Raw genomic sequence first — 13093 nt, 5'->3', positions numbered from 1 at the left:
TTAAATACCTAGTAAGGGAAAAAAATTTAGATACTCTTAAAGAATGTACTGAATTAAATTATCAAAATACTAACTATGTTGAATTGAATGAGTGGAGGAAAGTCATTTGTCTAGTCAAGTTCGCGTTGCCATATTAGGCGCAACTGGTGCTGTAGGTGAAGAACTACGGTTACTCTTGCAAAGCCGAAACTTCCCACTGGCTGACCTTAAGCTGTTAGCCTCACCCCGCTCTGCTGGTCGTGTCATCCTCTTTCAGGGAGAAAAGTTACCAGTGGAAGCGGTGGGAGAGCACTCCTTTGATCAGGTAGATTTGGTCTTAGCATCAGCTGGGGGGGCAACGTCGAAAGCTTGGGCGGATATTGCTGTAAAAAGTGGTGCAGTGGTAATTGATAACTCCAGTGCCTTTCGGATGGATCCACAAGTGCCTCTAGTGATTCCGGAAATAAATCCAGAGGCAGCAGCAAATCATCAAGGAATTATTGCAAATCCCAATTGCACTACGATTTTAATGGGTATGGCAGTATGGCCATTACATCAGGTACAGCCAGTAAAACGCATAGTGGTAGCTACTTATCAATCTGCTAGTGGTGCTGGAATGAAAGCAATGGAAGAATTAAAATTACAGACTCAGGCAATTTTGAAAGGAGAAACGCCACCAACAGAAAGCTTTCCTTATCCTCTGGCATTTAACTTGTTCCCCCACAACTCCCCCTTAAATGAGCAGGGGTACTGCCAGGAAGAAATGAAGATGGTCAATGAAACCCGCAAAATATTTAATGCTCCACAGTTAAAAATTAGTGCTACCTGTGTACGGGTTCCCGTACTGCGTGCTCACTCAGAAGCAGTTAACCTAGAATTCGACCAACCCATGCCAGTGGCTCAGGCAAGAGAAATATTAGCCACTGCCCCTGGAGTAAAACTAGTAGAAGATTGGCAGGCGAACTACTTCCCTATGCCTATTGATGCGTCCGGTAATGACGAAGTACTAGTGGGTAGGATTCGACAAGACCTTTCTCACCCTTGTGGTCTAGAAATTTGGTTGAGTGGAGACCAGATTCGTAAGGGTGCTGCCTTGAATGCAGTGCAAATTGCTGAGTTATTGGTAGCAAAAAATTGCCTAAAGACCTTAGTCCCAAGTCCTTAGTCCTTTTTAGGCAGCAAAAAATATTCTGGCACAGAAGCTAGACCAAAGAGCAATGACTAATGAATAATGGCTAATGACCAATGACCAATGACCAATAATTAATGAGGAGTTAGAAAAGGGTGGTCGATTTTGGACGTGTGCTAACGGCGATGATTACGCCGTTTAGGGAAGATAGCAGCGTCAATTATGCTGTAGCAGAGCACTTAGCAGCTCATTTGGTTGACAATGGTACAGATACTTTGGTGGTATGTGGCACCACTGGAGAGTCTCCTACCCTTACCTGGGATGAAGAGTACCAACTATTCCAAGTAGTCCAAAAAGCAGTTGCAGGTAAAGCCAAGGTAATTGTTGGAACGGGTTCAAATTCTACAGAAGAAGCGATCGCTGCTACTGAAAAAGCTGCTAAACTAGGGTTAGATGGATCATTACAAGTTGTACCGTATTACAATAAACCGCCACAGTCAGGACTATACCAGCATTTCCAAGCGATCGCAAAATCGAGTCCTGACTTTCCCCTGATGCTCTACAATGTACCGGGTCGCACAGGACAAAATCTCCAACCGGAGACGATTGCTCGTTTAGCCCAAATTCCTAATATCGTAGCTGTCAAAGAGGCTACTAGCGACTTCGAACAGACTAGTCAAATTAGGCGTTTAACCCCACCAGATTTTGCCATCTATTCTGGCGATGACTCCTTTACCCTAGCCACCCTGGCACTAGGAGGATCAGGTGTAGTTAGTGTAGCCAGTCATATGGTTGGTTCCCAAATTCAACAGATGATTAAAGCTTTTGAGGAGGGGAAAACTACCAAGGCTACTCAAATTCACCTCAAGCTTTTTCCCTTATTTAAAGTACTCTTTTGTACTACCAATCCTATCCCCATCAAAACAGCACTAGAACTTCAAGGTTGGCAGGTGGGTAGTTTTCGCTCACCGCTTTGCGAGCTACCCTCTGAATTAAAATCCCGTTTAAAGGAGGTTCTAATTGAACTGGATTTAATTTAAATCAGTACTCATTTTTTTGTACCAATTACCTTTGATCAGATCTATCTTCGCTTTGTAAGGGAGGAAAGATGAATGACTTCTTAGGGAAGACTATGTTATGGATTGGGAGGGATATTAGTTAGCTATTAATAGTTAATTTAAGTTTTGCTTCCTTTATCCCTAATTTTTTCTTATTATTTTCTTTTATATTATTTTCTTTCCTATTATTTTCACGTTTATTTGCTAATAATGATTTTATTATAAAAAGCTCTACATCATTGCTTTATCTGTGTGATGAATATCTATATTTAAAAGGTAATTTGTATCACTTTTTTTAAATTTTTTACTAGCCAGAAAAAAACCGAGGATTCAAATGACTAACCCAACATCTAAACCAGCTTTAAAAATTATTCCTTTGGGGGGACTCCATGAAATTGGCAAGAACACTTGTGTTTTTGAATTCAATGACGAAATCCTGCTCTTAGATGCTGGGATTGGCTTCCCTAATGATGAGATGCATGGAATTAATATCGTCCTCCCCGATATGACCTATTTACGGGAAAATCATCACAAAATCAAGGGCATGATTGTCACTCACGGTCATGAAGACCATATTGGTGGCATTCCCTATCATTTAAAGCAATTTGATATTCCCGTGATTTATGGACCTCGCTTAGCCATGGCATTACTTCAAGGCAAGCTAGAAGAAGCTGGTGTAGCTGACCACACGGAATTGAAACGTGTAATGCCCCGTGAAACGGTACGTATTGGTTCTTCATTCCTTGTAGAATTTATTCGCAACACTCACTCGATTGCTGATAGCTTTACCATTGCCATTCATACGCCAGTGGGTGTGATTATCCATACAGGTGATTTCAAAGTTGACCATACCCCTGTGGATGGAGAATTCTTCGATTTCCAAAGATTAGCGGAACATGGGGAAAAAGGGGTCTTGTGCTTGATGAGTGACTCGACTAACGCTGAAGTTCCTGGACATACTCCATCTGAACGTTCGGTTTATCCCAATCTAGAACGGGCCATTGCCCAAGCACCAGGACGAGTACTAGTGACTACCTTTGCCTCCTCAGTTCACCGGATAAGTATAGTCCTGGATATCGCCCAAAAACAAAACCGAAAGGTGGCAATTGTGGGTCGTTCCATGCTGAATGTGATTGCCCAAGCTCGCACCCTGGGTTACATTAAATGCCCAGATAACTTGTTTGAGCCGTTAAAAGCCGTTAAAAATATAGCGCCAGAAAAAATCCTGATTCTGACAACGGGTTCTCAAGGGGAACCCCTAGCGGCAATGACTCGCATTTCTAAAGGGGAACACCGGGAAATTCAAATCCAAGCAGGGGATACAGTGGTCTTCTCTGCCAACCCCATTCCTGGTAATACGATTGCGGTGGTGAATACCATTGATCGGTTAATGAAGCTGGGAGCCAATGTTGTATATGGTCGTAAGCATGGCATTCATGTTTCTGGTCACGGTGCTCAGGAAGACCATAAACTGATGTTGGCTCTAACACGACCAAAATTCTTTATGCCGGTGCATGGTGAACATCGAATGCTAGTTCAACATGCCAAGATGGCTCATAGTATGGGTATCCCTGTGGAAAATACTGTGATTACCGACAATGGTGATGTAGTAGAGTTATCTGAGGAAAGCATTAGTATTACAGGTAACGTCCCCTCAGGTATTGAACTCGTAGACCGCACTGGTATTGTTCATGACAATGTTATGAAAGAACGTCAGCAGTTGGCGGGAGATGGAGTAGTGACTGTAGCTGCAGCAATCAGTTGGGATGGCAAACTCCTTGCCAAGCCAGAAATTCATCTTCGGGGTGTGGTCTCACCGTTAGAAACATCCCTCCTGCAACAGTTGGTGATCAAAAGAATTGAACGGACATTAAGCGATCGCTGGTCAGATTTTGATAAATCCTTGACAGGCAAACCGACGGAAATTGATTGGGAAGGCTTGCAAAAACAAATTCAAGCTGACCTCCAGCGTTTAGCTCGCCGGGAACTCAGGAGTCGTCCGCTGGTGGTGTTCTTGCTGCAAACCCCAGAGGAACCACCAGTTAAGGTCACAGGTACACGACGTCGGCGCTCTACTGCCAAAGTGGCATCATAAGCAGAAGGGTAAAGGTTCGCCCTTGGCGTCCTTTTTCCATTATTTTCGTCCTTAATTCCCAAAAAGACTGACTTCAACACTCAGAAACAACTAAATGTTGAAGTCAGTCTTTTTTTTATGACATTAGAGCCACTGATGAGTTATTCTAATCAGTGTGATGAGTTATTCTAATCAGTGTGATTACTCAATCCCTATTGCCAAATTGCCAAGATCCGTAATAATCACCAAGCTTGGTCATTATGGATCTTGGCAGGATATCAGTAGATGCAGTTAATTACACAGATAAGCTAGTCTCACAGATAAGCTAGTAAAAACTAAACTGATCTATTGGAATTGATCACAGCTTGTTAGCAGTTGATGCTTAACCCAAAACCCAGTCAACTATGCTTGAAGCGTCCTACTTGAAAAGCTGCCCTTGCCAGCTATCAGCTCTTCTGATGCCCCTGCAGCAAAGGAGATTAAGCTGGAGTACTAAACCAAAAGCTCAGTTTATGTCCCTGGAAAGTATAGAAACCAGTTGCTCCAATTGAGTAGCGTAAATGGGTATTAGCCTTGCCTGCTTTAAACTAACTGCTTTCTATAGGAAGGATTTTTCCTGACTAGCGCCATTTTTGTGTCGATTGACTATATATATTTAATTCGATTTTAAGATCAGCTGCTGATATCCAGCGGCGAAAAGACCCTATTCCAATAGTGATAGGGTCAGGACAAAAAAAGGCGGTATGCCTGTAATGACCACCAAGATCGGCTCTCCTCAGGCAGAGGGGGGGGTGTTATCTTGCTCTGGCAAGATATACATAAAAATGATCCTCTGTCAATCCGGTATGAGAAAGATATCTTGTGTAGTTATATTACAGGCGACTGGATTACCGCCTACTAGTAGTATCACAGGTAAAAAACATGAGTGTATCTGATTATACAATAAGTAAGCTAATCATTACAAGTCGGGTTTGGATTAACCCAGGAACAGATTCCTCCAAGAGTACAATTCCTGCTTTACTCGGCAAGACCAGGAAGACTTTTGATCTGCTGGAGTCATTACGGCAGTGGCTGAACCACATTGAGGTTGATAACCCCAAATTAGCCCACCGTCTCTGCCGACTAATTCCAGCCCAGTGTCCTTTTGAACGGCAGATTAAACTGTTCAATCGCACTCTACTTCGGATTCCACCATTGTGTAAACTCAATCCTGTCTATGATGAAGTGGTAGCTCTGCGCTTCCGAGCACTGTCTTATCTGGCCGATGAATGTGGTGAAGATATCACCTGTTACTGCTAAAATTCCGAAACGAGAATTTTAGCTGCGGGCGTCGGGAAACCGTGCCTATTAGAAAACATCATGGCCATTATTGCCCTAAAAGCCTGGTATCTCCAGAAGTACGAACCCATCAAAGAATTGGAGAAACGCCACCATGACCTGCGTTTGAGCAAAAATAGTTTGCTTAAGTCAGGCTTAAGAGCAGATTTTTTGGATGATAGCCAGGATGTGAAAAACTCTGAATGGTTTATGCGTTACCTAGCAGGGGAAACAGTCGAGTTTTACATAGAAGGTAGTGGGGGCTATGCCATTTCCAATATTGACTTGATTTCTCACGAGATTTACTTCACAAAGCGAGAGGTAATGGCACAACTGTCGCCAATAATCTTTGTGAGTTACCAGACTGAATACAGTGCCTCTAGTGAGGCTTTGCGTAGCACCCTGTCAGATACCCTAGACACCTTTAATCAGCGATCACGTTTACCCCTAACCCTAGAAGAATCCCGACGCCCAATTGGTGAACCAATGCGCCTCGGTAGTACCCAGATGCGCAAAATCCGCAAAAGTCTAGTGTTCATTGCTGATGGCACCCCGGTGGCTGGTCTAGCAACGGAAAACAAACCCTTACTGATCCCTAGTCCCTATGTTTGTGTCGAAATCGGCTATGCTTTGACGGCTAAGCCGACGGAACAGATTTTGCTCGTGAACATGAAACGACCAGATTTACCAGGACAGTTTCCTTTTGATCTGCCTAGCTACCAGCAGCTGATCTGCCAAAATCCACAGGAACTGCGCCAAATGTTGCCAACGGTGATGGAAAATTTGCTAAAACGGTTTAATTTATCAACCTAAGTACTCTGTGAATGTCAAGCAAGACTGGTGGATAAAGGACAAAGGACGTTTGGGATTTGGTGTATTGGGAATCCCTTTGACCTTTGTCCTTTGACTTTTTGCCTTCCCCTTCAAGGTCGCTGATAATAGTTGGCATGGATTAAGGAGAATTTTCTATGCCAAGAACCCCAGACGAGTACGCTGTTCACATTCTTTTGTCAAGTGGTCACCGGGAAGAAGTACGGTTTGCCACAATTAAAGAGTTTCAAAAGTGGTATAGTGGCGAACTTATCCCAAAATCTAACTCTGAAGACTTCATTAGCGTACCCATTAAAAATGTCCAAGGGGAGTACATGGTAGTACGTCCTGCTCGTATCACTGCTATGCGGGTGGAACCTATTTTCTCTGGTAGCGTCGAACGTTTTTAATACAGCTTCACTGCTTTGACTGGTCAATAGCTGGTGATTGAATTCTTGGCAAGTATGAGAAAAACTCTAACTAGGATTTCCCTGACCATAGGAATAGCCCTCCTACCGATTAGTGGTGCTGCAGTTGCTAGTGTTCCGCTGCAAGCGGTTCAACTAGAGACTGTTCAGTTCAATGAGGATCCATTGGGTTTAGATGAACAGCTTTGGAAGCGTCCTGGTGGTCAGTCAGGGGACTGGCGAGCCATGTTGAAAGCCATAGACAATAGCTTGCGTTATCTGAAAACCCCTAGTGCTGCTAAGGCTTACCAAAACTATTCCGTACCAGGAGTAACTCGCGATCGCGTCCGCCGTTCTCTAGTCCGTTTCCGCCAACTTCTGATCAAGTCCCCTACTCCTCAAGCGTTGCAAGCGGCCATCCAACAAGAATTTGTCTTTTACAAGAGTGTGGGGAAGGACAATCAGGGAACTGTTGGGTTCACGGGTTATTTTGAGCCAGTGTATGCTGGGAGTCGCACACCTAGTGCTGAGTATCGCTATCCCCTTTATGGACTACCCTCTGATTTCCAACGTTGGCAAAAACCTCACCCAACCCGTGCGGCATTGGAAGGATGGGATGGTTTAGGGAAAAATAGCCCACTACGAGGGAAAGAACTAGTTTGGTTACGCGATCGCTTAGAGGCGTTTTTGATTCACGTTCAGGGTTCAGCGCGGCTTAGAATGCCAGATGGCACCTTGATGAGTGTGGGCTACGCTGGTAAGACGAGTCATCCCTACACTAGTATCGGGCGGCAACTGGTTAATGATGGCAAGATGGAGCTAGAAGGGCTAACCCTGCCTGCGGTCATCGATTATTTCCGCACTTCACCGACGGAACTGAGTCAATATTTACCCCGCAATAAAAGTTTTGTGTTCTTTCGGGAAACCAGGGGGGCACCTGCTACCGGTAGTCTTGGTTTGCCAGTAATGGCTGAGCGCTCGATTGCTACCGATAAATCTATCATGCCTCCAGGAGCCTTGGCCCTTATCCAAACTAGTATCCCTTATCCCAATGCTGTAGGTGACTTGGAATCTAGGCTGGTCAGTCGCTATGTGTTGGATCAGGATACTGGTAGTGCGATTAAAGGACCGGGTCGAGTGGATATATTTATGGGTACTGGTAAATTAGCAGGTAATCGGGCAGGGCTAATTAATGATACAGGAGAGTTGTACTATTTGTTGCTTAAAAACTAACACTACAAAATAGCGCTCAAGCTCTACCTATAAACTTGAACTATAAAACTCTACATAGAATTATACATAAAAATATACTCGAAAACACACCTGATCGCCGACATTACCCGTTGAAACTGAGAAGAAAGGCTAAAAAAACGAGGTAGGTCAATATGAGTGGTTCTCAAGGGTCAAACCAAAATTCTTTCAGTCAGCTTGATGTGGTTGCTGTGATGTTCTTCAGTTCTTTTGTACTTGGCTTTATTCCTATTAATATTGCTTTTAACCAAGACCTACCAGTTAATGAAGATTTTGTCAATCCAACAGAAGTAGAACTTTGGGGAGTTGAACTCTCCCCCGGCTTAAAGCACGGGGGCAGCCCGTTAACCTAATTTCCCTTATCAATCTCCCACAGTGGCAATTGTTGAATTGGGTCTAACTGGACATTCTTTAACCCTGACTGGGCAAAAGCATATTCCTTTGGTTGCCATAACGGTATTAAGGGTACATCCTTTGCTAAAAGTTCTTGGATCTCAGCAAAAATCTGCTTTCGGGCGGCTGGATCTGATTCCTGACGCTGTTGCTGAATCAGTTTATTCATGCGATCGCTATAATAAAATGACCCCTGAGAGCGACTGGCTCCGGCTTCACACCCTTTCCCAAGGGAACCTTTAGTACAACTGACTAAGGGCTGAATAAAGTTATCAGGGTCAGAAAAGTCAGGATACCAATCGACTAAGGCACTCTGATAAACTCCCTTACCTAGATTGCCAAAGAAATTCGCTGACTCCACAGTTTGGGGCTGGATTTCCACAATCCCCCCAAGTTCCTGGGCAGCATATTCTTTCAAAAGACTCGCAAGTTGTTGTCGGGTTGCTGAACCTGAGGAATACCAAATTTCTAATGTCAACGGATTGTCTTTAGTAAATCCCGCTTTGGCTAGCAGCTCTTTGGCTTTGGCAATATTACCGTCACCGTAGGCGTCTTTAAAGGTTGGTTTGGAGACATCAAAGCTAGTTGGAATAATACTAAAGGCTGGTGCAGCTTGGTTTCTTAGCACCCGCTCGTTGATCAGTTTACGATTAACAATCGCAGCGATCGCTTGTCTGACTTCTGGTTTATCCAACGGTGCCATCTGGGTATTGAGCACCATGTAGTTAATATTATTGCTAGGAGATTCTATGACTTGCCAACCCCCAGATGCTGCTCCTTTTTGCAAACTGAGGATTTGATCGGGATCTAAACTTTGATAACCAATGTCTACAGCACCAGTTTTGATGGAATTGAATAAATTAGCGGAATTGGTGAGGATTTGAACGTTTAATCCCTGATTGGCAGGTTTTTTACCCCAATACTCTTCAAACACATCTAGGCGAATCCCATTAGGACTAAACTTAACTAGCTTATACGGACCAGTGCCTACAAATTTGGTCGGTTGAAATTTACCACTACCAATTTCATAGGCATTGGGAGAAACAGCACAGGTTCCGGAGAAAGCTAACAGTGCTGGAAAGGCAGCGAAGGGATTTTTGAGTTTAATCGTGAGTTCGTACTCTCCAGAGGGTTCAATCGAATCTACCAAACCTTCCAGTAGAGAAGAGGGCTTGCCACCATTTTCGATAAACCGACGCAAGGAAAATGCCATGGCTTCAGCATTAAATGGGGTGTTATCATGAAAAACTACACCTTGGCGTAGGGGAATGGTGTAAGTTAAGCCATCCTTGCTGATGGTAGGCATAGCAGTTGCCAGTTGTGGCACTAATTCTGAGGTACCCAGCTTGTAGGTATAAAGGCGATCGCCTAAGCTGTAATGGATGTTACTAGCTGCTAGTTCGTAGGCATCGGCTGGATCGAGGGTTCTCGGTTTTAGGGTAGTACCGATAGTGAGTCTATTACTGTTAGTGCTGCTGGAGGAACCTGTCTGTTGATTGCTCGGAGAACCACCACAACTAATAATTAGGAAGCAGCTACAGAGGAATAAAGCTAGAAATTTGGTAGTTGAACAGTGTTTGCGGGATAGGGGAAACCAGTTCATGCTTTGGTAATTGTGATTAGCGACGAGTAATTTCTTATCGTAGCTATCTTATAACTCCTTGCAAAAAATATAGCGTTTTAGAATACAGCGATGATTGATCTAGAGGGGGGTTCTTCCATAATTAGTATGCTAATTTAGCCTAAAAAATAAACTATCAAAATATCAAAGCTATATGACGTAGTAGGTTTATTTAATGTAATCCATTATTTTAGCATAAAAGTACCGAATAGCCACATTATTTAATCCTCAATCCTAAGCAGTCAAACACAAGCTGATAGCTGATAGCTGATAGCTGATAGCTTACCTAATACCTGAGAGCTTACCTAATTTGTGAATAATTGTTACAAAAAAACATACTTTAGTGTAAAAACAGCCAGCTTAACTTGAATAACTAATTAGATTCCATAACTCCTAGCTAACTACCGTTAGATGAAAACACTCCCCCACTTACTAAACTCAGCACTCAGCACTCAGCACTCAGCACTCAGCACTATTCTCAAATCGGGATTTAATGGGGATATCAAACACAGGTATGGCGATATGTGGCAACCCAACATAAAACATCTTACCCCAGAGCAAGAAACTTTAATCCCAAATTATCAAGAAAAATGGTACAATTTATCTTTATTGACTGGAGCCATTGATCGTCACGAAGCAACAGTAGCCATAAACGCTGCCTATACAGCCATTGGCAAACCAGTACCAGATATTGTTTTTTGTGATAGCCCTTACGGTTTTTTTAAAATTATCCTGAACCAACTCCAGCAACACATTGACAGCCAACTCAAGAGTCAACTCCAGCCAAGACTGGAGAGTCAATTGATCAATCAACTACGGCAACATCTCAACACCCAACTCGGCAAAGAACTCCAGCAAGAGCTACTCTACCAACTCGGGCAAAAAATTAACATTAAACGGATTAGCCGTCAACTTGAAGAGAAACTGTGGCAACCCTTGGACACTTCCATGGGAACCCAACTACACAGGCAATTGCAAAACCAATTGTTATATGAACTAGATACCTCAACAGTTAGCCAACAGCGAATTCGACTTGGCTTGCAAGTACTTGAACAACTCGGGACTGAATTGAGACTATTCATGTCACCCTTATACTGGAGTATTTACAGTAGTCGCTTTGACTTTTATATTTCCGTCTTAAATTGCCCTCACCATCAAACCACATGGGGAATATTCCAATCCCTAGTTAAACACTGTAGTTGGATGTTCCCATTTGAAAACATCTGCTTCGTTTGCGATCGCCCAACCAAGGTCTCATTTGACACTCAAGACCGCCTTCATAGAGAAGGAGAGGCAGCCATGGAATTTGCTGATGGTTTCAGCTTATACTCCTATCACGGCGTGACATTACCAGAAAAATACGGTAAAGTCAACCCCAACCAGTGGCAAGCTGGGTGGCTTTTAGAAGAACCCAACGCTGAACTTAGGCGAGTCCTCATTGAAGGAATTGGTTACGCCCGAATTTGCCAAGACCTAGAAGCACAGCGATTGGATTCCTGGCAAGAATACACCCTATTAAAAATTAATAACGATATCGATATCGAGCCAATTTTTCTACTCAAGATGACTTGTCCTAGCACCAACTTTGTTCACATTATGCGAGTGCCGCCTCATGTAGAATCAGCCCGTGAAGCAATTCGCTGGGTAAATTGGGATACTGATCCAGAGGAATTTTTAGTCCAGACTTGAGTCCAACTCACGTTAATATCAAGTGGTGAATACCAAAGTTGCCTTCAAAGATAGCACCATGTCTTGATGCAGTCGCTTCCCCATGAGCAGGGAAAAGAGGAAGCAGGACTTAAGGAGCGACTCTAGCTGTAGGGTGCCTTAATAACGCACCCTAAACCATCAGCGCGTTTGTTGCCCAGTTTTGCCTAAGTCCTGAACTTGCACAAATGGTGCAACTGTTTTGTGCTGGAAGGATGACCTTCAACCTACCCGACAAGGGACGGGACGCCTGGGCAAGAACAACCTTCAACCTTGAAAATGTATATGGGAGTCAAGATTGTTTTAGTAGAACCCGCTGGTCCATTGAATGTGGGTTCTGTAGCGCGAGTGATAAAAAATATGGGGTTATCCCAGCTGGTGCTAGTGAATCCTCAGTGTGACCATCTCAGCCAAGAAGCACAGCAGATGGCAGTGCACGGGGTAGATATCTTAGAAAAAGCCCAAGTCGTAGCAACCATAGCAGATGCCTTAGTCGGGTGTCAAAGAGCGATCGCAACCACTGCTCGTAGCCGCGCCATCCCCACTACTCTCGAACATCCCAGAACCGCCTTACCCTGGTTATTGTCACCTGGCGTAACCTCTGCCCTGATTTTTGGCCCTGAATCTAGGGGATTGAGCAATGATGAACTCAATCATGCTCAGCGGTTTGTCCGGATTCCCACTAGTTCCACCTATCCAGTGTTAAACCTAGCCCAAGCCGTAACAGTTTGCTGTTATGAACTTTATCAATATCAACTTTATCAAAGTACACACCAGCCATCACCCGTCCCAAGTCAACCCTTATCCCCCATTCCCTCTTACCAAGATGCTGCTCCTTTGGACCAGATAGAACGCTACTCTAACCATCTAGAAGCCCTATTATTGAAAATTGGTTATCTTTATCCCCATACCAAAGCAGCACGGATGGAAAAGCTGCGACGTCTATTAAACCGAGCAACCCCCACCACAGAAGAGATCAACATGCTCAGAGGAATGCTCCGCCAGGTAGAATGGGCGCTACAATTTTTACCAAAGTCTGGGGTAGATGATCCATCAAAACCAAACCAGTCCTAAAATAGGCTTGCATAGGTTTTATTGGAGGTGTGATAGATGGGCGCTTCAACTGTTGCTACTAGATCAAAACTCTGTAATCGGAAGACTCAAGAAAAACTGAAAGGGAAGCTTGATAGCGCTACATCCATTAAAGTTCTCTCCCTTATCATTAGACCATACTCAGAAAATTCCGAGAACTAGCAGATTGTTTCGGGTTTTATGTATCTGGTAAACCTCAGCCTAAGATTCAGCAGTGGAAAAACAAAAGAAACCAACCTCCTCCCGCCGCCGCCC

Annotated in this window: 11 protein-coding genes; 10 read left to right on the top strand and 1 reads right to left on the bottom strand. The window is 43.8% G+C overall.

The features are described 5' to 3' along the window. Nucleotides 1–106: 106 nt before the first annotated feature. From AC4II3_RS12030 to AC4II3_RS11995, 8 genes are all read left to right on the top strand, one after another. A complete protein-coding gene (locus tag AC4II3_RS12030) occupies nucleotides 107–1144 on the top strand; it encodes an aspartate-semialdehyde dehydrogenase (protein WP_488006755.1) in 1038 nt (345 codons plus the stop codon). Between the two features lie 119 nt (nucleotides 1145–1263). Further along, on the top strand, nucleotides 1264–2148 hold the full coding sequence (gene dapA / locus AC4II3_RS12025) for a 4-hydroxy-tetrahydrodipicolinate synthase (RefSeq protein ID WP_488006753.1): 885 nt from the start codon (nucleotides 1264–1266) through the stop codon (nucleotides 2146–2148). A 352-nt stretch (nucleotides 2149–2500) separates the two neighbouring features. After that, nucleotides 2501–4261, top strand: coding sequence for a ribonuclease J (locus AC4II3_RS12020; protein ID WP_488006751.1), 1761 nt, complete (start codon nucleotides 2501–2503; stop codon nucleotides 4259–4261). Between the two features lie 900 nt (nucleotides 4262–5161). Next, entirely contained in the window at nucleotides 5162–5539 is a 378-nt protein-coding gene (locus AC4II3_RS12015) for a Mo-dependent nitrogenase C-terminal domain-containing protein (RefSeq protein ID WP_488006749.1), read from the top strand. A gap of 60 nt (nucleotides 5540–5599) precedes the next feature. Then, a complete protein-coding gene (locus AC4II3_RS12010; protein ID WP_488006747.1) occupies nucleotides 5600–6370 on the top strand; it encodes a hypothetical protein in 771 nt (256 codons plus the stop codon). A gap of 155 nt (nucleotides 6371–6525) precedes the next feature. Beyond that, on the top strand, nucleotides 6526–6777 hold the full coding sequence (locus tag AC4II3_RS12005; RefSeq protein WP_075902058.1) for a hypothetical protein: 252 nt from the start codon (nucleotides 6526–6528) through the stop codon (nucleotides 6775–6777). 54 nt (nucleotides 6778–6831) lie between these two features. Continuing rightward, nucleotides 6832–8007 carry a murein transglycosylase A gene (gene mltA, locus AC4II3_RS12000; RefSeq protein ID WP_488006745.1) on the top strand — a complete coding sequence of 392 codons (1176 nt, stop codon included), beginning with the start codon at nucleotides 6832–6834 and terminating at the stop codon, nucleotides 8005–8007. 152 nt (nucleotides 8008–8159) lie between these two features. Next, complete coding sequence (locus tag AC4II3_RS11995; protein WP_488006743.1) at nucleotides 8160–8378, top strand: hypothetical protein; 219 nt, start codon at nucleotides 8160–8162, stop codon at nucleotides 8376–8378. Here AC4II3_RS11995 and AC4II3_RS11990 read toward each other — a convergent pair. Then, nucleotides 8375–10021 carry an ABC transporter substrate-binding protein gene (locus AC4II3_RS11990; RefSeq protein WP_488006741.1) on the bottom strand — a complete coding sequence of 549 codons (1647 nt, stop codon included), beginning with the start codon at nucleotides 10019–10021 and terminating at the stop codon, nucleotides 8375–8377. The genes AC4II3_RS11995 and AC4II3_RS11990 overlap by 4 nt on opposite strands. A gap of 429 nt (nucleotides 10022–10450) precedes the next feature. On the opposite strand from AC4II3_RS11990, the gene AC4II3_RS11985 reads away from it, so the two are divergent. Further along, nucleotides 10451–11728, top strand: a complete 1278-nt coding sequence (locus tag AC4II3_RS11985) for a DUF6745 domain-containing protein (protein ID WP_488006739.1) — start codon at nucleotides 10451–10453, stop codon at nucleotides 11726–11728. Nucleotides 11729–12031: 303 nt separating this feature from the next. Further along, complete coding sequence (locus AC4II3_RS11980) at nucleotides 12032–12820, top strand: RNA methyltransferase (RefSeq protein WP_488006737.1); 789 nt, start codon at nucleotides 12032–12034, stop codon at nucleotides 12818–12820. Nucleotides 12821–13093 lie beyond the last annotated feature (273 nt).

It is taken from the genome of Moorena sp. (assembly GCF_982860115.1).
The sequence above is the reverse complement of the archived record's forward strand: the minus strand, read 5'-3'. Positions and strand labels throughout refer to the sequence as shown.

Coding starts and splice junctions, on each gene's coding strand:
- AC4II3_RS12005 (WP_075902058.1), top strand. CDS start 6,526: ATGCCAAGAACCCCAGACGAGTACGCTGTTCACATTCTTTTGTCAAGT.
- mltA (WP_488006745.1), top strand. CDS start 6,832: ATGAGAAAAACTCTAACTAGGATTTCCCTGACCATAGGAATAGCCCTC.
- AC4II3_RS11995 (WP_488006743.1), top strand. CDS start 8,160: ATGAGTGGTTCTCAAGGGTCAAACCAAAATTCTTTCAGTCAGCTTGAT.
- AC4II3_RS11985 (WP_488006739.1), top strand. CDS start 10,451: ATGAAAACACTCCCCCACTTACTAAACTCAGCACTCAGCACTCAGCAC.
- AC4II3_RS12015 (WP_488006749.1), top strand. CDS start 5,162: ATGAGTGTATCTGATTATACAATAAGTAAGCTAATCATTACAAGTCGG.
- AC4II3_RS12010 (WP_488006747.1), top strand. CDS start 5,600: ATGGCCATTATTGCCCTAAAAGCCTGGTATCTCCAGAAGTACGAACCC.
- AC4II3_RS11990 (WP_488006741.1), bottom strand. CDS start 10,021: ATGAACTGGTTTCCCCTATCCCGCAAACACTGTTCAACTACCAAATTT.
- AC4II3_RS11980 (WP_488006737.1), top strand. CDS start 12,032: ATGGGAGTCAAGATTGTTTTAGTAGAACCCGCTGGTCCATTGAATGTG.
- AC4II3_RS12020 (WP_488006751.1), top strand. CDS start 2,501: ATGACTAACCCAACATCTAAACCAGCTTTAAAAATTATTCCTTTGGGG.